15 protein-coding genes are annotated in these 20,277 nt (G+C 61.4%); 6 read left to right on the forward strand and 9 right to left on the reverse strand.

Going from position 1 to position 20,277, the window contains the following annotated elements; all coding sequences use genetic code 11:
- Positions 1–72: 72 nt before the first annotated feature.
- The 4 genes from PV407_RS11440 to PV407_RS11455 form a co-directional block, all read right to left on the reverse strand.
- Positions 73–1,407 (reverse strand): ABC transporter substrate-binding protein, encoded by a 1,335-nt coding sequence (locus PV407_RS11440; protein ID WP_332090047.1) that lies wholly within the window; start codon positions 1,405–1,407, stop codon positions 73–75.
- Between the two features lie 184 nt (positions 1,408–1,591).
- Positions 1,592–3,190, reverse strand: coding sequence for a response regulator (locus PV407_RS11445; RefSeq protein ID WP_332090048.1), 1,599 nt, complete (start codon positions 3,188–3,190; stop codon positions 1,592–1,594).
- Positions 3,191–3,202: 12 nt separating this feature from the next.
- Positions 3,203–4,945, reverse strand: coding sequence for a cache domain-containing sensor histidine kinase (locus PV407_RS11450; RefSeq protein ID WP_332090049.1), 1,743 nt, complete (start codon positions 4,943–4,945; stop codon positions 3,203–3,205).
- A 232-nt stretch (positions 4,946–5,177) separates the two neighbouring features.
- The gene (locus PV407_RS11455; RefSeq protein ID WP_332090050.1) at positions 5,178–6,086 is read right to left on the reverse strand and encodes a phosphate ABC transporter substrate-binding protein; all 909 of its coding nucleotides are present in this window, start codon (positions 6,084–6,086) and stop codon (positions 5,178–5,180) included.
- 268 nt (positions 6,087–6,354) lie between these two features.
- On the opposite strand from PV407_RS11455, the gene PV407_RS11460 reads away from it, so the two are divergent.
- Positions 6,355–8,094 carry a methyl-accepting chemotaxis protein gene (locus PV407_RS11460; RefSeq protein ID WP_332090051.1) on the forward strand — a complete coding sequence of 580 codons (1,740 nt, stop codon included), beginning with the start codon at positions 6,355–6,357 and terminating at the stop codon, positions 8,092–8,094.
- A 61-nt stretch (positions 8,095–8,155) separates the two neighbouring features.
- Here PV407_RS11460 and PV407_RS11465 read toward each other — a convergent pair whose 3' ends face one another.
- Positions 8,156–9,496 (reverse strand): ABC transporter substrate-binding protein, encoded by a 1,341-nt coding sequence (locus PV407_RS11465; protein WP_332090052.1) that lies wholly within the window; start codon positions 9,494–9,496, stop codon positions 8,156–8,158.
- 292 nt (positions 9,497–9,788) lie between these two features.
- Here PV407_RS11465 and PV407_RS11470 point away from each other — a divergent pair, with 292 nt between their 5' ends.
- The 3 genes from PV407_RS11470 to PV407_RS11480 are packed head-to-tail and all read left to right on the forward strand — an operon-like array spanning position 9,789 to position 13,371.
- The gene (locus PV407_RS11470) at positions 9,789–10,628 is read left to right on the forward strand and encodes an AraC family transcriptional regulator (RefSeq protein WP_332090053.1); all 840 of its coding nucleotides are present in this window, start codon (positions 9,789–9,791) and stop codon (positions 10,626–10,628) included.
- A gap of 48 nt (positions 10,629–10,676) precedes the next feature.
- Positions 10,677–11,525, forward strand: a complete 849-nt coding sequence (locus tag PV407_RS11475; protein ID WP_332090054.1) for a hypothetical protein — start codon at positions 10,677–10,679, stop codon at positions 11,523–11,525.
- Positions 11,509–13,371, forward strand: coding sequence for an FAD-dependent oxidoreductase (locus tag PV407_RS11480; RefSeq protein ID WP_332090055.1), 1,863 nt, complete (start codon positions 11,509–11,511; stop codon positions 13,369–13,371). The genes PV407_RS11475 and PV407_RS11480 overlap by 17 nt, the downstream gene beginning before the upstream one ends.
- A gap of 255 nt (positions 13,372–13,626) precedes the next feature.
- On the opposite strand, the gene PV407_RS11485 is transcribed toward PV407_RS11480, so the two are convergent.
- On the reverse strand, positions 13,627–14,511 hold the full coding sequence (locus PV407_RS11485; RefSeq protein WP_332090056.1) for an SDR family oxidoreductase: 885 nt from the start codon (positions 14,509–14,511) through the stop codon (positions 13,627–13,629).
- A 199-nt stretch (positions 14,512–14,710) separates the two neighbouring features.
- Between PV407_RS11485 and PV407_RS11490 the strand changes: the two genes are divergently transcribed.
- Positions 14,711–15,748 (forward strand): helix-turn-helix transcriptional regulator, encoded by a 1,038-nt coding sequence (locus PV407_RS11490; RefSeq protein WP_332090057.1) that lies wholly within the window; start codon positions 14,711–14,713, stop codon positions 15,746–15,748.
- Positions 15,749–16,418: 670 nt separating this feature from the next.
- Here PV407_RS11490 and PV407_RS11495 read toward each other — a convergent pair.
- The gene (locus PV407_RS11495) at positions 16,419–17,357 is read right to left on the reverse strand and encodes a hypothetical protein (protein ID WP_332090058.1); all 939 of its coding nucleotides are present in this window, start codon (positions 17,355–17,357) and stop codon (positions 16,419–16,421) included.
- Between the two features lie 205 nt (positions 17,358–17,562).
- Between PV407_RS11495 and PV407_RS11500 the strand changes: the two genes are divergently transcribed.
- A complete protein-coding gene (locus PV407_RS11500; protein ID WP_332090059.1) occupies positions 17,563–17,724 on the forward strand; it encodes a hypothetical protein in 162 nt (53 codons plus the stop codon).
- Positions 17,725–18,108: 384 nt separating this feature from the next.
- Here the strand turns inward: PV407_RS11500 and PV407_RS11505 are convergent, their stop codons facing one another.
- Both PV407_RS11505 and PV407_RS11510 read right to left on the reverse strand, forming a co-directional pair.
- Complete coding sequence (locus tag PV407_RS11505; protein WP_332090060.1) at positions 18,109–19,542, reverse strand: sensor histidine kinase; 1,434 nt, start codon at positions 19,540–19,542, stop codon at positions 18,109–18,111.
- Positions 19,526–20,242: a response regulator transcription factor gene (locus PV407_RS11510; RefSeq protein ID WP_332090061.1), complete on the reverse strand. Its 717-nt coding sequence runs from the start codon at positions 20,240–20,242 to the stop codon at positions 19,526–19,528. Before PV407_RS11510 ends, PV407_RS11505 begins: the two co-directional genes overlap by 17 nt.
- Positions 20,243–20,277: the final 35 nt, after the last annotated feature.

Consider the following 20,277-nt stretch of genomic DNA (forward strand, 5'->3'; position numbering starts at 1 on the left):
GACAAAGCTTTGCGACAATTCGTCCCTCCTCCTCTTTCCGGCCGATTGCGGCGGCGCCCTCGCGGGGCGCCGTCAATGCCGCTTCAAGACGCCGCTCATCGCGCGGACCATCCGTTCCGTCGCTTCTTCCGGCGTCTGCTTGCCGTTTAATGTTTTGTACAGCTCCAGGTTCGCAATCGTGCTGAGCGCCCGGTAATCGTGCGAGAAATAAACGGGAGGCGCCGCCTTCACAAGCTCGACGAACAGGCGGCGGGTGCGCTGGCCGCCGAAAAACGGCTGCGGCTCGTCGTACATCGGGTGGTCGTAAGCGTCCTGCAGCGAAGGGAAAATATCGCTTGTCCGGTAAATCCGGTTGATCGTGTCCGTATTGCCGATCATAAACTCGATGAACGCTTTCGCGGCTTGTTTGTTTTTCGCCTGCCGCGGAATGCCCAGGTACGATCCGCCCGCTTCGGCCGAACGGATCCCGCCTTCGGTCGCCGCCGGAAGCATGGCCACCCCCCAGTGCCCGGACGTGTCGGGTGCGGACTGTTTGATTCTTCCGCCCATCCAGACGCCTTGAATGACAGTCGCGACTCCGCCGTTTTTAAGCGCGTTCGCCCACGCCCGGGTCGCGTCTTCCGCATCGAGCGTAATTCCCGCTTCTTTCAGCTTGACGATGCGGCGAATCGCCTGAACCGTTTCCGGGCGATCGATCGTCAATCGGCCGTCCACGTCGACGTACAAGCCGCCCTGCTGGGCGAGCATGAATTCGAACAGCCGGGCGACGCCGACTCCGGTCGTCATCGACAGCGCGTGCATCGGCACTCCGGTCCGTTCCTTGATGACGCGCCCGATCCGCTCGTAATCGTCCCAGGTGGCGATCAGCTCCGACACCGCGTCGGGCTCCGACGGCAGGCCGGCCCGGGCGAAGACGTCGCGCCGGTAAAACACGCCGACCGGGGCGGAATCCCACGGCATCGCGTAATAGCGGCCGTCCTTTACGGCGTCGGGCCATTTCGATTCGACGACTTTTCCGCGATACGGCTTCACCCAATCGGTGATGTCTTCGAGCGCGCCGGCCTCGATATATTGATCGACGTAGTAGCCGGACAGCGCGGCCACATCGGGCGCCCCTTCGTTGGAGGCATTGGCCAGCAGCAGCTTTTTGTAAGCGTCGTCATGCGTAAGCATGACGGTGCGTACCGTCACGTCCGGGTACTTTGCGCGAAAGGCGTCAAGCTGCGGCAAAATCGCATTCATCGACTGCTCCCAGCACCAAAACACGATTTCGCCGCGAATGTCCGATTCCGCTTGCCTTTCGGCCTCCCGCCCGTTCGGTCCGCGATCGATCGCGGCGGCGCAGCCGGCCAGCAAGACGAGCAGCACGATTCCGATTCCGATCCCGACGGAGCCTGTTCGAAGCATTTCCCACCCTCTTCGATAATGGATAATAGTGTTGCTACCGGAATTGTATAACGGAGGGCGGCGGCGGCCCATGACTTCCGTTCGCAATATTTTGCACAATATTCAGATTATTTTCGCCGTGCTTGCCGCGAAAGACGCCCGCGTGCACAATATTCGGAACGATGTGGACCATTTTCGGAATCGGTTACGGATTCGGGGCCGTTTTCATCTTGAATTCGGTCGGACTCAACCCCGTATAGGCGCGGAATACTTTGCTGAAATAACGGAAATCGCCGAACCCGCTTTTTTCGGATATGTCGGATACCGTATCGGTCGTATGAAGGATCAGCTGTTTCGCTTTTTGGATGCGGAGGGTGTTGACATAACGGGTGAAGGTTTGCCCCGTCTCGTCTTTGAACAGTTCGGAGAGATAATTTTTGTTCAGATGAAAATGTTTGGCCGTCTCTTCCAGCGTAATTTTGTCGCAATAGTGGTTTTTCAAAAATTGCTCGATTTCCCGTACGACGCTTCGGCAGCCCTCGTCTTTGCGTCGGCCGGCCCGCATCGCGGACAAGTAGCGGAAATACGCCTTGAACCGTTCCGCCGTCTGCGGGAAGCTCCAATACGGGCGGAACGGCGCTTCGTCGAACGTTTCGAGCGAAGCGTAGCCGCAGCCCGGCTCCAGGCCGGACAGCTCCAGCACGGCCACGTTTACGATGGCCGCGGCGCGGTCGATGCATTGCTTGGCCGCGCGAAGCGAACACGACTTCTCCTCCAGCTGCGCGAAGCGATCGTCGATGATCCGGGACGCGTCCTCTTCCGTTCCGTACAGGAGCGCCTCGGTCAGCGCGAGCCGCAGCTCGTTGCCGAAACGGGCGAGCACCGTCTCGTCTTCGCGCTGCATGGGCATTCCGGACAGCGGATCGTGCCAAATGACCGGCCCCGCCGCCGCGCCGTAGCTATGGCGGCGAACGGCCTCCCCCGCTTCGCGGAACGACTCCGCGAGACGGCCCGCATCGTCCTGTACCGGGCTTGCGCCGAATCGAAGCTCGTTCCCGCCGCGTTCGGCCATACGCGCGGCCAAGCGGCCGAGAGCGCGGTCCAGGCGCGCGACGAACGCCGTCCTGGACTCGTCCGCGCCGGCTTCCGCGACGAGCGTGCACTCGTCTTGATCCGGCCCGACGAACGTGTCGAACCCCGCCGCGAAGCCCCCGTCCGCTTCCGCCGCCTCCGACAGCCGTTCGGCCAGATCGGGATCGGCCGTCTTCTGCTGCACGGCGATTACGGCATACCGCTCCAGCGGGCAGCGGAGACGGTGAAGCTTGGCCATGTCGCGGATGCTGCCGCCCGAATATTGGAACGACAGCACGTCCTGGAAAAACGTCGCGGTCAGCCGGCGGTTGTCGGCGCCCGCCCGCGATTCCGCGCCCGATTTCAAGCCGCCTATGATTTTGCGGATGGCCGCCGTCAGCTCTTCGGGACGCATCGTCATTTTCAGCAAATAGTCGGAGGCCCCGAGCAGCAGCGCCTCCCTGACGTATTCGAACTCGTCGGCGCAGCTCAGCACGATGCAGCGGCAGGACGGCTTTCTCGACTTCGCCTCGCGAATGAGGCCGATCCCGTCGAGCAGCGGCATTTTAATATCGGTCACGATCAGGTCCGGGTCCCATTCGTCCCAGCGGTCCAGCGCCTCGCGCCCGTTCGCCGCCTCCTCCACGCGGCCGAAGCCGAGCTCGGCCCAATCGGCGGAATGCCGGATCCCGTAACGTACGATCGGTTCATCGTCCACGATAATGACATTCATGAGAGCTCCCTCCTATATGATCCGCTTCTCGCGGATAAGGTCCATGACCGGCAGCTTGAGCGTAACCGTCGTGCCCGCCCCGGGCTCGCTCGTCCAGCGAAGCCCGTATTCGTCGCCGAAATAAAGCTTGATTCGCCTGTCGACGTTCAGCATCCCGACATGCTCCCGCCGATTTCCTTTCGCGGACGGCCTCCCGCCGGCCGAAGCGGCCCCGATGCCGTCGTCCGCGACCTGCACGTAAACGAACCCTCCTTCCCTTTTACCGCTCAACCGGATGCGGCCCGCGCCCGTCTTCGGCAAAATGCCGTGCATGATCGCGTTTTCCACGATCGGCTGCAGACTCATCCGAACGATCGGCTCGGCTTCCAGCCCGTCCGGGAAATCGTAGCCGACCTCGAACTTGCCCGGGTGCATCGTCGCCTGAATGTCCAAATACGCCTGCAAATGCTTCAGCTCCTCCCGGATCGAGACGACCGGCTGGTCGAAGCGGAACGAGCTGACGAGAATGACGCCGAGCGAGGTCAGCGCGTCGAACACGGTGTCGTTCCGTCCGGCGCGGGCGAGCCAGCGCACATTGTTCAGCGTATTGTAGATGAAATGCGGATTGATCTGGGCTTGCAGCGCCAGCACCTCGGCTTTGCGCTGTTTCTCCCGCTCCAGCTCGATGCGCCGGAACAGCTGCTTCAGCCGCCGGATCATCCGGTTGTAGCTGGCGATCAGGAAGCCGATCTCGTCCTTCATCCCCGCCGCTTCGTACGGAACGAGCTTGCGGCTGCCGACATCGCGCAGGAAGTACGACAGCTGGACGACCGGCCGCAAAAACCGGTAGGCGAGCATCGCGGCCAACGCCATCCCGATCAGCAGCAGCACCGCATTGAGCGAAAGCAGCACGTTGCGGAACACCGCCGCGTCCCGCAGCAGCGCCTTCTCCGGAATGAGCGCGATGACGGTGACCGCGCGCTGCATCTCTTCGTTGCCGGAGACGAGCAAATACCCGCTCTCTTGCGCCGAGCTTCGTCCGTATCCGGAAGAATCGACCAGCTTCCGCAATTTGTCCGGAAGCTCCAGCCCGTTCTCCCGGTATAGCAGCCTTCCTTTCCGGTCGAGCAAAAGGAGCTGCTCCTCGTACCGTTTCTCCGGCCTCGCCAAAATCGGCGTCAGCCGGTCCGCCGCCAGCGTAACGATGACGATGCCCACGGTGGCGTTCGTTTGCGGCGATTTGATTTTGCGGCCGACGAACAGCACCTCTTTCTCCGCCGTATATTCGTTTTGCACGAACGACGCCTTGCCGATCGGGGCGAATACGAGCTCTCCGTCGCTGTCGCGAATGGTTTTGTACAGCTCGGAGCCGAGCAGGTCGCCAGCCGCCACGGACGTCGAGCCCGCGACTTCTTCGGCCGGGGAAACGAGAAAAATATCGGAAATATAGTCCCGGCTGTTCCGGAACCCGTCGAAAAAGTTCCGCAGCTCGAGCTTCGCGATGTTGTCGTCCAGGCCGGCGAACAACCGGTCGTTCATGTAAAAGAGCGATAGCGTCATCAAATCGATATCGCGGATATAAAAGTTCAGCTCGCTGTTCAGCGAATCGACGTAATGCTTCGCGTAGTAGTCGGTGTTTTTGCGAATGACGCCGCTGCTGAACTGGTAGCTGATCCAGGTGCCGACGAGCAGCGTCAGGCCGTTCAGGATAAACAGATAAAGGGAGAGACGGACCGACATGTTGCGGCCCGGCAGGAACGATTTGCGCTTCGCCATCGATACCGCTCCTTTTTCTGCAGAAATGTTTCCGTTTACATTCCATTGTAGTGGAACTTTCTGACTTCTACCACACCATTTTGCCGCCGGCCGCCTTGGGAAAACGATCAACCCGGCGCCATGACCGCATAAATTTTTATTCGGAGCGAACACTGAGCGTATAGCAGGCTTTGTCCTTTAACGTCAAAAAGACGACGCCCGATCGGGACGCCGTCTTGCGAGAAACGCTGTTTTATTTTTTGATCAAGTCCGCCGGCAAAAATCCGAGGTCGGCCACTTCCGGCTTGCCGAGAAATTCCTTGCTCATGATGAATTCCAGGAACGCCTTGACGGCCGGACTTTCTTTGTCCTTCTTCGTATACATATGCTCGATGCCGTACAGCGGGTATTTGCCGTTCTTGATATTGTCGGCCGAATATTCGTTGCCGTCCAGCTTCAACGCCTTGATTTTGTCGTTGCCTTTGATGTAAGGCACGTCGACGTAGCCGATCGCGCCTTCCGTCGTGCCGACCGCTTCCGCGACCGTTTTGCTCGTGTCCTGCGTGACGCCTTCTTTCGTAAAGTCTTTGTTGTCGAGCACGATTTGCTTCACGAGCTTGCGGGAGCCGGAGCTGTCCGGACGGTGAACGACCGTGATTTTCAAATCTTTGCCGCCCACGTCTTTCCAGTTCGTAATTTTGCCCATGAAAATGTCGGCCGCTTGCGCCTTCGTCAAGTTGTCGATGCCCACGCTCGCTTTGTTGACGATCAGCGCGAAAGGCGCGATTACGACGATGTTGTCTTTCAGAATATCCTTGTACTGCGGATCGGCTTCGACGTCGGAGTTGCCGATGTCGGAAACGCCGTCGGCCACGTTTTTCACGCCCGTACCGGAGCCGCCGCCCGTGACGTTGACGGTCACCTTCGGGTTTTTGGCCATGAAGTCCTGCGCCGCCTTTGCGACGAGCGGCTGGAGCGCCGTCGAGCCGGAAGCCGAAACCGTTCCGGTCAATTCCGCCGTCGCCGGTTTGTCCGTCGTTTGCGGCGTCGCGCCGCCTGCGTTCGTAGTATTGTCTTTTGTACCGCAGCCTGCCAGGACCCCCACCGATAATAGACCTACCATTGCAAATGAAAACATTTTTTTCGACATGACTTTAAACATGTTGTGCATGTCCTCCCTTTTTCCGTTTATCGTTACCTATCGTTTACAAGCGATATCGTACCAACCAATTGTTAAAGCAAAACACTCGAAACGTTAACGGGATGTAAATTTTTTCGCGGCGCCGGAGCCGTCCGACATTTTACATTTGCCTAACAAAAGAAGCCGTCATCGTTAATACAGCCGGGCTATACTTCCTATCGAATAGGTAAAAAGACAGGGGAGCGGAGCCGACGGACCGCCGTCGGCCCCGCCTACAGGGGGGACGCTTATGCTACGCAAAACGATGACGCTCATGTGGAAAACGAAGCTGGTGCTCGGCTTTGCCGTCGTATCCGTCTTGATCGCCGCGGCCGCGCTGTTCAACCTGCAGCAGGTGCGCGGCATGAAGGAGCAGCTGCAGCGGCAAAACGCCAAAGTCGACATGCAGCTGAAGGCGCTCGAGCTGAAGGTGCTCGTCCAGGAAATGAAAGAGATATCGTCCGGGCTGATGATATCGCGCGACGAGGCGTATGCGGCCAAATTTACGGAAATGCGGCCCGCGTTTCAGGAGGCGGTTCGCCTGATCGGCGATACGGCGGCGTCGGACGAGCAGCGGCTGTGGCGCAGTCAAATGATTATGGCCGAAACGGAATTTCTCGACCTGTTCGACCGGGCGGTCGCGGTCATCCGGAACCGGTCGCTGACGGCGGTCGACATTCAAAAAAATACGGAATCGCTCTATACGGAAACGCAGGCGCAGCGGGACGCCATTTTCGGGCTGGTCGACCGCTTTTACGTCGATTATTCGCGCGAAGCCGAAGCCGCCGTACAAGCGACGAACGCCAAAATGACCGGAGCCGCGACCGTCCTGCTCGCCGCTGCCGCGCTCGTGCTCGTCATTACGGTATTTGTCTCGTTCGTCCTCGTCCGCTCCTTCACGAACCCGATTCGGCGGATGCGGCAGACGATGGAGCGGATCGGCGCCGGCGACCTGCGCCACCGGATCGACTCCGCGGCGAACGACGAGTTCGGCCGGCTCGGACGCGGCTTCGACGCGATGATCGGCAGCGTCGCCGCCATGCTCGTCCGGCTGCGCGACATCGGCACGGCGCTGAACGAGCGCTCGGCGTCCTTCACGTCGTTCGCCCGGACGACCGCGGCCGCGAACGCCGGCGTGCTGAAGGCGCTTGGCGAAATCGCCGAAGGCGCGAACGAGCAGGCCGCCTTCGCGGAGAAGAGCGCGTCGCTCGTCGGGAAGCTCGGCGCCGAGGTGCGGGACATCGCCCGTTCGGCGGACGCGATGAAACGGCTCGGCGAGGAGGCGGACGCGCAGGCGAAGCGGGGCGCGGAGACGGTAGCGGAGCTGGAAGCGGCGAGCGCCCGCGCCGAGGCGATGCTGAGCGGGGCCGAAGCGGCGGTCGGCGCGTTCGCCCGCGGCTCCGAGCGGATCGGCCAAATCGTCCGAACGTTGACCGAAATCGCCAACCAGACGAACGTGCTTGCGCTCAACGCCTCGATCGAGGCGGCCCGGGCGGGCGTCCACGGGCGGGGCTTTCTCGTCATCGCGGACGAGGTTCGCCTGCTGTCCGACCAGTCCAAATCGTCGGCGCAGTCGATCGGCGAGCTGGTCGACTCGCTCGGGGCGCAGCTGGCGAAAGTGACGGAGGCGATGGCGGCGGCCGGCGAAGCGTCCCGCACGGGGTCGTCGAAGGTGCGGCATACGCTGGAGGCGTTCCGTTCGATCGAACGGGCGGTCGCCGGGCTGCACGGGCAAGCCGACCAAATCCATGCGAAGGTGAAGCAAGCCGACGGGAACGGCGCCGTCCTGATCGACGCGCTTTCGCATATGGCCGCGATCGCGGAGCAATCGGCCGCCGGGACGCAGGAAGTGAACGTATCGTCGGCGGAGCAGAACGAATCGGTCCGGCGCATCGCCGAGCAGGCCGAGGCGATGCACGGGCTCGCCGCAAGCTTGTTCGCGGAGATCGGCAAATTCCGCATCGACGACGGCGGCGAAGCGGCTCGTTAAGATAAGCAAGACGCCCGCGAGTATCCGCTCGCGGGCGTTTCGTGCTTTTACGTTTCGTTTCTTACTTGCTTTTCGCTTCCTCGATCGCCTTGTTGATTTTTTCCTCGGCCTGCCTCAGCATCGTGTTGACGTCGGTTCCGCCGCTTATCATCGCCCCGAATTCTTTGTCCAAAATCGACGCGGCGTTGACGAGCGGAGCCAGTTTCACGTTCGGGGCGGGCGCCGCGGCGAACTTGTTGTAAAACAGCGCTTTGAAGTTTTTGTCCTTGAACTTGCTCTCTTCCCCCAGGGTGGCGCGTATCGTTTCGTTCGTCAGCACGGTCGCGCGGCCTTCCTTGTTGCTTTTCAGCTGAACCTCGTCCGACAGCAGCTCCGACACGGCGAGAAACGCCTGCTCCGCCTTTTTGTTCGCGTCGCTGATGAAGTAGTAGATCGTATTCGCCTGGAAGCCGATGCCGGGCTTGTCGGCGAACGTCGGAGCGGCGACCATGTCCCAGTTGAGCTCCTTGTCGTTCTCGAAGCGGCCGTAGCCGGAAATCGGCGCGATGACCATCGCGATGTTTTTATCCTTGTAAAACGAGTTCAGCTCGTTGTCCCCGTTGAAAGCGCCCGCAGGCTTGTTGCCGACGATGTCGTAAAACGCTTTGTACGTCCGAAACAGCTTCTGGTAATCCGCGCTGTTTACGGCGGCTTTGTCGCTGCTCGCGTCGAGCGGCCCGAGCGAAAGCTGGTTGTCTCCGATCATGTTGGAGGAGAACAGCGCCATGCCGCGGTATTGGACTCCGTCGACCGTCCGGGTCATTTGCGTCGCCAGCTTCACCGTTTCGTCCCAGGTCATGCCGTTTTTCGGATAAGCGGTCCCGAACTTGTCGAAAATGTCCTTGTTGTAAAACAGCACGACCGTGCTCGTATATTTCGGCAGGCCGTACAAGGCGCCGCCGCCGGAAGCGGCTTTCGCCGAATCGATCGTCGAAGGCTCGATCCGCGTCAAGTCGAATTTATGCTTCTTCACCAGGTCCGTTATATCGTACTGCAGCCGGTACGGCATGACCGAGTTGAACAATCCGCCGATCGACGTAATGACGATATCCGGGGCGTTTCCGGTCATGACCATTTGGTCGAGCTTCGCCTGGGGGCCCGAAACAAAATAGTTCAGCTTGTAATTCGGATATTTGGCCCGTACGGGCGCTTCGATCGTCCGCTGAAATTCGTCCTGGGTAATCGAGGCGACGATCGAAAATATCGTCAGCTCGACCGGCGCGGCTGGCCCGGCTTTGTCCGGCTGCCCGTCCGCCGAATTCGGCGCGGCGCCGCTTCCGGCGCATGCGGGCAGCAGCGCCGCGCATACGGCGGCGACCGTCCATGCGGCCGCCCGCATTCGTTTTCCGTTACCGTTATTCATCGGTACATCCCCCCTTGTATCAATACCGCCCGCCGGGAGCCGGACCGCCGAACCGTCTTGGATGATTGTTTTCGCCGACAAACGTCCTTCCCGGGAAACCCCTTGCCTTTCGGCAACATTTATTATTATGAAAGCGGTATCAAGAGTAAATGGAGAAAAAAATGAATACATGGAAAAATGTTTCGGACCGCCTTCGTCGAACATAAATCCATATATCGAGTTCATTATTCCATTCCTAACCGCTCTGCGGTGCGGCTATAATAGCGTTACGGAACAGGAGGAGACGTTTCGGATGGACAATGCCTTCTTCTCGAGATTTCATCCGCGGGTCATCGGGGTGCTGCGGCGCGACCGCATGTTTTGGCAAACCCAAGGCCGGACGCACCGGTCGGTCGCGTACGAAAGGACGTCGCTGCGAAATTTCATGTTCGTGACGGACGGGGCCGGCGCCGTGACCGTCGACGGCGCGCGCCATCCGCTGACCGTCGGTTCCGTGTTTTATTTTCCGTTCCGCAGCAGGTGCGAGCTGACGTATACGTCGGAGCGGCCGATGCAGTTTTATTCCGTCCATTACGACTACAAGCTGATCGAATGGGACGGCGGCTCCGTCGTCTGTCTCGATCCGCAGGAGAACAGCCTTCCTCTGCCGATCGTCACGCAGGTCGCCGATATCGAAAGCTTCGCCGGCCGGATGAAGCGGCTGTACGAGCTGTGGCAGCAAAAGGACGGGGATTACGAATGGCAGGCGCGACTGCTGTTTCTGGGCGCCGTCGACGAGGTTCGCAAGCTGAATATGGAGCGCAGCGAAGGCGACTTGGTCCGCCGGGCGATCGCCAAAAGCATGGATTACATCAAAAACCATTACGCCGAGCCGCTCGAGCGGGAGCAGCTGGCGGAGGTGGCGGCGCTGTCGACGAGCTATTTTTCCGTCATGTTCAAAAAAGTCGCCGGCTGCACGCCGACCCAGTACATTACGAAAATCCGGCTGGACAAGGCGAAGCAGCTTTTGCAGGCAAGTCCTATGTCGGTATCGGAGGTCGCCCGGCAGGTCGGCTTTCAGGATCCGCTTTACTTTGCCCGCGTCTTCGCGAACCATACGGGGATGCCGCCGCGGGAATACCGGAAAGCGTAGCTCGCCCGAAACATCGAATGCAGCCGTACGAAGGAGGTCGTTTGAAAGTTGAATCGATCCACATGCTCGTTGCTCGTTTGCGGCGCCTCGTTTGCCGGGATCGGCGCGGCGAAGGCCGCGCTCGAGGCGAACCGGGACGTGATCGTCGTCGAACGGACCGCTCTGCCCGGGCGGGAATTTATCGAGGCGTTCAATCCGGGCGCCGGATGGAAGCCGCCGGCGACGGAGTTCGGCCTGCGGTTCCGGGAGGAGCTGCTCGGGCGCAATTTGATGGAGGAGTACGGTCCCGCCCATCTCGCGGCGCTGCACCCCCTGCTTTGCTTGCTCGTCAAGCGCTACTCGATCCGGGTGCGGTTTTTGACCGAGCTGGTCGACGTTTCCCGGCGCGACGGCCGATTCGAGGTTATGCTTCACGACGCTTCCGGGAGCCATACGGTCGTCGCGGACACGATCCTGGATACGTCCACGCGGCGTTTGACCACGCCGGGAAGCTTGGCGGCGTCGAAGCGCAAATGGATGCGCGCGTATTTGCATCACCCGGACATCCGGAACGCCCCGCTGCCGGAACCGATCGACGATACGATGTCGGCGAGCCGGGGAAGGTTCCCTTCCGAAGCGATTTTGCGAATGGAGATCGCGCCCGACGAAGGACCGGGACAAGCGAGAAGGCGGCTGTATGCGTACTGGGAAGCCCGGCCGGCGCCATGGAAGCTTTGGACGATCGCGGCCATAGCCGGGGAATTCGAATCGGACGTTCCGCAGGGGCCCTTCGAGCAAGGCGACGGTTGGAGCTGGCTCCCTTCGGAAGCGCTTTCAAATCCGTTGAACGCGCTCGATGCCGGATACGATTATATGAACCGAAAGGCGGTGCGCATGCGCGATGCAACCACAAAGTAGCAACGAAGCGCGGGAAGCGTACGACGTCATCGTCGTCGGATTGGGGACGGCCGGCGCCATAGCCGCCATCGCGGCGGCGAGGAAAGGACTGCGGGTGCTCGGCCTCGACCGGCATACGAGCATGGGCGGCGCCGGGACGGCCGGCGGAGTCGTCGGTTATTATTTCGGCACCCGCGGCGGCATGGCCGAGTCGATCGACGCCAAAGCGAAGGCGACGGAGCGAACCGTATTCACCCCTTCCGCCGGCGTCAACGCCGAAGGCAAGCAGTACGTGTTCGAGCTGGAGGCGGCCGAAGCCGGAGCGGACATCCGTTACGAAACGACCGTACTCGGCGTAAGGCTCGAGGGCCAAACCGTAACCGGCCTGGACTGCTTTTCCGCGGAACGCGGCCGCTATGCGGTAAGCAGCGGCGTCGTCATCGATGGTACGGGCAATGCGGACGTGTGCCGGCTGGCCGGCTGCGAGCTGCGCGGCGGCCGCGACTTCGACGGTCAGGCGCAGCCGTTCTCCAACGCCTTGTTCGCCCTGGGTCCGGATCGCGTCCGCGCCTATTATACCGATTCCGGGTACGTCTTTCCGGAAAATCCGGACAGCCTGTCGGCGGCCGTCGTCGAATCCGCTCTGCTTTCCACGCATCTGAAGGACCGGTACGACGAAGAAAGCCGGTATATGCGGATCGCCCCGCAGCTCGGCGTTCGCGAAAGCCGGTTTATCGTCGGCGAAGAGAACGTGACGCTCGAATCGTTTTTGCAGGAAAACTATTCGCGCGAACCGCTCTTTATGGCGTACTCGAATTTGGACAACCACAGCAAGGACGTCGCCTTCGAAAGCGGCCTGCAGCGGGACTGGACGGTGGCGGCCAGCTTGTGGGGGCTGAAGTTCACCGTCCCGATTCCGCTCGGCGCGCTCATTCCGAAAGGGTACGGCGGCCTGCTGGCGGCGGGGCGCTGCCTGGCGGTCGATCACGACATGGCGTCGTGCGTCCGGATGAAGCGGGATATGCAAAAATGCGGGGAAGCCGCCGCCTATGCCGCCTTCCTCGCCGTAACGAAACGTATTCCGCTGAAGGACGTGCCGTATGCCGAGCTGGCGCCGCTGCTTCGCGAAACGGGCTGCCTGTCGCCCCGCGACGAAGTCTATTTCGAGCATCGGGTCGCCCAGGGGGAGACGGAAAGCGGACCGATCCGCTGGCTCGACAACGTCCGGGACATCCGGGACGGGCTTGCCGGCGACAAGCCGGGCGTGGCCATCTGGTCGGCCGGCCGGATGGGCGACGCGATCCGCCCCCATCTGCTGCGATGGATCGCGCCGGGCGAGCCGGACCATTTGCGCAAGCACAGCGCCATGGCGCTCGGGCTGCTAGGCTGCCCGGAGGCGGCCCCCGTGCTGAGAGCGATGGTGCAGGAGCGCGACCCGTTCGTGCCGTCGACCAGCTTGAAGTACAATCAGGCGCGCGGGTATGCGGCCGTCTACTTGCTCGGCAGGCTGGCGGACAAGGAGTCGGTGCCGGAGCTGCTGCGGCTGCTCGGGGCGGGGGAACGGTTTACGTTCGCCGACCGGAACAAAGAATTTTTGTCCGACGAGCGCGATTTGCGCTTCCAGTACGTTTCTTACGCTTTGATGGCGCTGTCGGCGATCGGCGACCGCCACGAGGAAACCCGCGAAGCGATCGGCGACGCGTTCGTGCGCTATTTGCGGCAGCTGGACGGGACGCTGGTCATTTCCTTCAAGGGAAGCTCGGACATCCGCAACGTGATGGACGACAAAATCCGGCTGCTGATCGGCCGGACGCTTCGCCGGTGGGGCATCCGGACGGAACCCGGGCCGACGGCGGAAGCGCAGTAACGATAAGATCGCCGCCGGAGGCCGGGATATCCGCTCCGGCGGTTTTTCTGCGGTGCGCGTGGTGCTCGACGTATATTCCAGATATAGCCGGTGCCGGATGCGCTATGTTTCCGGCATATCCAACGGGCACAGCCGGCGCCGGATGCGCATTGCGGCTACACCCAAGCGCCTGACGACTCCGCGGCTTCTATTCTCGCAAAGGCACGACCGGTTGCCCGATGCGCCGACATGGTGCGACGGGCGGTCGGGGACGGGTTACGCTTGCTCGAACGTCTTTTTGTAATACGCGTTCCAGTTCGGCCGCGAGCCGTCCGTATCGTAAAACCCGTATTCCTCCGCCAAATCTCCCGACATGAACGCTTTGCCGGACTTTTCCCGGACGTTCGGGTCGCATGCCAGCGCGACGACCGCTTTGCCGATATAATACGGCGTCTCCGACTGCGCGAAATGAACGTCCTTGGCGACCGCGTCCCGCCAATTGCTCTCGGAGACGCCGAATATGTCGAGCACCGCCTCGGAGCGCAAAAAACCCGGCGTCAGCGCAAGCGCCGTAACGCCGTACGGTTTTAAATCGGCGGCCATCGCCTCGGCCAGATGGATCGCGGATATTTTCGCGAGGCTGTAGTACAACGACCCTCTGTACCGGTAATCGGAGCCGTCGGTCACTTCGATGACGAGCCCTTGGCCGCGGCGGACCATGAGCGGAACCCCGTAACGGCTCGTGATCATGTGCGAATGAACGGCCCGGCGCTGCATGAGCAGACCGTTTTCCAGCGAATGCTCCCAAAACGGCGTCTCCCACTGCGTCAGCGAATCGCCGCCCCATACGTCGTTAACGAGAATATCGAGCCGGCCGTCCTGCTCCCGATCGACGCGCTCGAACAGCGCCTTTACCTCCTCCTCTACCGTATGATCCGTCCGGACGGCGATGCCGACGCCGCCTGCGCGGTCGACCATTTCCGCCGTTTCTTCGATCGTCTCCGGCCGTCCTTCGGTCGCCGGACTTCCTTTGACGCTGCGGCCCGTGACGTACACGGTCGCCCCCGCCTCGCCGAGCATGACGGCGATTCCTCTCCCGCCTCCGCGCGTCGCCCCGGTCACGACGGCAACTTTTCCCGCCAGCGGCTTGCCCTTGTTCATCGAGCTTTCCTCCTCCAATATCGTTAGTGCGGAGCCGTTTCGCGCCGGTCTTGATTGCGTTCGAATCCGACGCATTCAGTATACACGGTCATTGTTGACACCATTTGTCATATTCAATATAGTGAAAAGTGCGATAGCGGAAAACGCGTAACCGTTACTTGAATCGAAAGGTGATGATCCGATGCGGGCGGACCGGTTGTTGTCCATTTTGCTTTTGCTGCAAACGTACGGGAAATTGACGGCGGCCGAGCTGGCCGAGCGGCTGGAAGTGTCCGAACGGACGATTCACCGCGACATGGAGGCGCTAAGCGCCGCGGGCGTGCCGGTTGCCGCGGACCGGGGAACGGGCGGCGGATGGAGGCTGATGGACGACTACCGCACCGATTTGACCGGGCTGCACGAGGCGGAAATCGCATCGCTGTTTCTTGCCGCCCCGGATAAGGCGCTCGGCGACTTGGGCTGGCGCAGAGCGTCCGAAGGGGCGATCATCAAGCTGCTCGCCGCGCTGCCCGGCGTCGGCCGGCGTACCGCCGAGTTCGTCCGCGAGCGCATTTATCTCGATTCGAACGGCTGGAAAGAGTCGGAGGAAAAGGTCGACGCGCTGCCGGCGCTGCTCGAGGCGATTTTGCAGGAGAACAAAGTTCTCATCGCGTACGAAAAAGGCGGCGACGCTCCGGCCGAACGGCTCGTCGCGCCGCTGGGGCTGGTTATGAAAGGAACCGTATGGTATTTGATCGGCTCCGTCGACGACGGGGAGCCGCGAACGTATCGCATATCGCGCATCGTCCGCTGCGAGCCGACGGAGGAGAGGGCGGTTCGTCCGGCGAACTTTCGGCTGTCCGATTATTGGGAGGCGTCGACGGAACGGTTTGTCGCGCGTTTGCCGCGCTTCGAGGCCACGCTTCGCGTCGATCCGGAATACGAATATTTTGTGCGGATGTGGAAATATGCCACCGTGCTGGAGCGGAAAAGCGAGGACGCGGAAGGATGGATCGAATGCCGCGTCCGTTTTCAGACGGAGGAGGAAGCGTGCCGGCTCGCGCTGGCGCTCGGCGCGCACGGCGAGCTGACGGAGCCGCCCGGGCTGCGCGGGCGCGTTGCGCGGGTGGCGGCCGATACGGCGGAATGGTACGCTCGCCGGTCGAATGCGGACGAAGGCCGCGAGAGCGGCGGCGGCGGCGCGATCGGGGTTTCGCCCCGAAGGCTCGTCGGGGCGGACGCCGAAGCAAGCCGGTGACGTGGATGCGCCAATGGAGCATCGAGCGTCACGTCGGGCATCGGGCGTTGGGCATCGGGCGTAGGGCATCGGGCGTAGGGCATCGGGCGTAGGGCATCGTGTGTCGGGCGTCCGGCATCGAGCGTCGGGCGTCGGACGTCGGGCATCGGGCATCAGGCATCGGGCCCTACGTAAAGTTTCTGTCCTGCGACCGCGAGCGCTAACGAACCCAGACAACCTTATCCGGCCCGATTTCGCACTCCTGACGAATTAACGGATCGTCATAGCGTTATTGGGCTCGAAATGCGTGAAGCAATGATCGTTTTCGCAAAATAAGGTCGTCTCGATTCGTTGCGCGAAACATTTCGTTGCGCGAAACATATTGAAGATTTGCCGCAAATAACGATACTGTGATTCGTTAGCTCAGTTCCGACCTAACGGCCAGCTGACAGTCGTCGTTGGTGTGGAGCGCACGCATACAGAACCCACGTGGTAGAGGAACCCACGTGGCAGGAGGAACGACGCATTAACCGGCACCAGCATGAGGAACGCCCAAGGCTGACACAACCAACGTAACCGCAGGACATACTGGAAGAATGGCCGGCTTTATCAGCGGGCCGCGACAGGGGCCGCCGGGCGTGCCGGGCGGCTTCCCCGATCCGGCGATGCCGCCATGCGCCTCTCTCCCCGCTCAAGCTTTCTCGATCAGCGACGTTCTCCGTGTTCGAAGCGACGCGAGCGTCGCTTCCTCCGCGGCCAGCTCCCGCTCCAGTCCGGCGACGATCGTCTCCATCTTCGTCCGGACGGACCGAATATGGCCGAGCGACCGTTCGATTTTGCCCTGCACGATCCAGTCCGCGATGAGACCGTCGAAAAAATAGTCGGCGAACTCGAGACCGCCGCCGATATCGATGCGAAGCGCCGAATGCCGGCCGAGGTCGGCCAGCTCCTTCTCGAACAGCCTCAGCTTGCGCTGCGCCTGCTGCACCGTCTGGCGGGCGTCGTCGATATGGCCGTGCTTGACGTACGTGCTGATCGTGCCGCCGCCGATCATATCCCACGTCCCCCAGCCTTCGGCCTTGCCCATGCTCGCCTCCGCGCGCCTCAGCAGCGACAGCGCGGCTCCGCCCGCCGAGACGGCTTCCCGCAGCTCGCTCAGCTTCGCGGCGCTGTCCGCCGCATCCCGCTCCAGCCCGTCCAGAAGGCGGGCCGTCTCCGGCGAATGCGCCTGCAGCATCGCTTCCTTCTCGCGCAGCAGCGCCGCATATTCGTCGTCGGCGAGCCGCACGTCCGCGAGCGCCGCGCCCGCCTCGGCGTGCTCCCGCTCCAGCTCGGCGAGCTGCTCCTTCGCCTCCTGCAGCTTCAGGGCGGCGTGAAGCGCCTGCTGACGCTCCAGCTCGAGCTGCTCGTCCTTGCTCCGCAATATCGTATGGAACAAGTTGACGAGCGACAGCTTCATCAACTGTTCCACGTCGCGCTGTTCCCGCTCCAGGCGGAGCTCCAGCCCGGGAATCGTTCGCTGCAGCTCGCGGATGCGCGTCTCGGTCTCGCGAAGTCTCCGCTCCCATTTCAGCTTTTGCTGCCGGCTCTCGTTCGCTTGTTCCAGCTTCCGGTTCATGTCGTCCCGCATCGCCGATCCCTCCGGTTCCGTTTTGTTTCCAGCCTCGGTGCATGCTGCTTCTCTCTCTTTACGTTCGGCAAGGCCGCAATGTTTCAGCAACGCAACCGCACGCTCGGCGGAGCGCCGTACGGAGCCGGGAACCCGAACCGGTCCGAACCGTATACATCCGCCCGTTTCGGATATGCTAAAGGTCAGAAAGGGAAGGAGGGAAACGATGGAAAAGCGCGACAAACGCCGGGAAGACGTGCAGCGAACCGAAGCCGATACGGCTCCCCACGAGCGACTCGGCATGAGAGTCGACGACGAGAGCGGCGACGATACCGATTTGGACCGGGACGGACGGATCGACATCGATCCGAACAGCGCTCCTTTTTGAGCGGCTGTCCCATAAACGTCACGCGAAGGGCGGATGCGGGGAGACGTGTCGGTCCATGACGGCTGCGTTTACGGAACCAGGTTCCGCTAACATCGGTATTTCCCGTCATTTCCCATAAATAAAGGAACTTCGTTCCGCTATGGACGCACAGGCTGCGGCAAAACCGCAACAATACCGGCCGATAGCGGAACTCCGTTCCTTTATTGCCGTTCGCGGACACCGGTCGGCGCCTAATAGCGTACCGCGATTAACCGCGATTCCGCTATTTCGCAACTTGCCTGCCGGCCGCGACGAACGCGCCTCGCCTCGTCGCGCTCCGCCCCATGCACGGCCGTCGGCCGGCACAACGCCGCAGCCGGATTCGGCCTTTTTCGCATGCATTGCTTACCCCGCGGCGGCGGCCGGCAAACGGATCGTAAACGTCGTCCCTCGCCCCGGCTCGCTGTCGACCCCGATCGACCCGCCGTGCAGCTCGACGAGCTCCTTGACGATCGCCAGCCCGAGCCCGGTCCCTTTTTTGTTGCTCGCCCGCCCCCGGTCGGCTTTGAAAAACCGTTCCCAAATAAGATCCTGATCCGCCGGGGAAATGCCGATGCCGGTGTCGGCCACGACGAATTCGATGCTGGCGCCGCGCTGCCGGGCGGTTAGCCGGACCGTTCCCCGCTCCGTAAACTTGATCGCGTTGTTGACCACGTTGCTGACGATTTGCTCCAGCCGGTCGTGATCGGCGTAAACCGGCGGCAGCCCGGAAGGGCAATCGACGCGCAGCTCCAGCCGCTTGGCGGCCGCGATCGTCTCGAATTTGATCGCCGCGTTGCGCAAAAACGAACAAACGTCGGTCGGATGAAGCGACAGCCGGATTTCGTCGTTTTTCAGCTTGTCGAGCATCGTCAGATCGTCCAGCAGCCGGTTCATGTGCAGCGTCTCCTGCATCATGATGTCGTAATACGACTGGCGGCGCTCCTCGTCGATGAGCCCGTCCTGCAAAGCTTCCAAAAAACCTTGCATCGCGGTCAGCGGCGTCCGCAGCTCGTGCGAGACGTTGGCCAAAAATTCGGTGCGGATTTGCTCCGCCTTGCTCCGGTCCCGTTCGGTCAGCTCGAGCTTGCCCGCCATCGAATTGATCGTCTGCGCCAAATCGCCGATTTCGTCGGTCGAGTCGATCTCGATCCGCTTCGCGTAGTTGCCCATGCCGATTTCCGAGGCGGCGCGGTCGATCTGCTGCAGCGGCCGGGAAATCGACCACGATAAATAAGAGACCATCGCGGTGGAGATGAGCACGCCGAACAGCGTTCCCCATAAAATCGTTTCGCGAATTTGGCTGACCGTCTCCTGAATGCCGTTGACCGGCGAATGGAGCACGATGCCGCCGTATATCCGGTTGTCTTTCCCCCAAGGGACGGCGACGGACAGCATCGGCTGCGTCAGCCCTTCGACCGACAGCTCGCTGATCGCCGTGCCGCCGCCGGCGACTTTTTTGGCGATGGACGCGGCGACCGACTTGCCGATAAACACTTCGTCCTTCGTCGACGTGGCGATGATTTTGCCGTTTTCGTCGAATATCCAAATGCGCGCATCGAACGTTTGATCGAAAAAGACGAGCATCGACTCGACCGATTGGTCGACGACGTGCGTATCCTGAATCGCCAAATTGATTTTTTTCGCCTTGCGAAGCAGCTCCTCCTGCGTGCTGTCGTAAATGTACCCTTTGGCCAAAAACGAGATCATGAGGCCGACGACGCCGAGCCCGAGCAGCACCGTAAGCAAATACCCGACCAGCAGCCGGCGGAAAATGCTTTTGTTAATCGCCTGCAGCATCGCTCGTCACCGCCTCGAATTTATAGCCGACCCCCCACACCGTATGAATGTACCCGCGCTTCAGATCGGCCAGCTTTTCGCGCAGCTTCTTGACGTGCACGTCCACGGTGCGGATATCGCCGTAAAAATCGTAGCCCCATACCTGCTCGAGCAGCTGCTCCCGCGAAAACACCGTTCCCGGCGATTTGGCGAGATGGACGAGCAGGTCGAACTCCTTCGGGCGGAACGGGCATCTCTCGCCGTTCACGACGACTTCCCGGCGCTCCGGGTCGATCGTCAGCTCCCCGAAATCGTAAACCGCGGTCCGGCTTTCCTCCTCGATCCCCGCCTTCCGCTGCATGCGGCGAAATATCGCCTTGATCCGGGACATGAGCTCCCTCGGACTGAACGGCTTCGTCACGTAATCGTCGGCGCCCAGCTCGAGCCCGAGCACGCGGTCGAACTCGTCGCCCTTGGCGGTCAGCATAATGATCGGGACGTCCCGCTTCTTCAATATTTCCCGGCAAGCCGTAAACCCGTCCATGACCGGCATCATCACGTCGAGGATGACGATATCCGGGTCCTCCGACTCCACGAGCTGAACCGCTTCCGCGCCGTTTTCGGCTTCCAGCAAATCGTACTGATGGCTTTGGAAAAAAATGCGCAAGATTTCCCTCACGTTCGGATCGTCGTCGGCTACGAGCACTTTCAAACGGTTCATCGCTTCGATCACCTCCCTACCATTGTAATGAAAAA

This window comes from Paenibacillus sp. GYB003, assembly GCF_036577625.1.
Classification (GTDB): domain Bacteria; phylum Bacillota; class Bacilli; order Paenibacillales; family NBRC-103111; genus Paenibacillus_AB.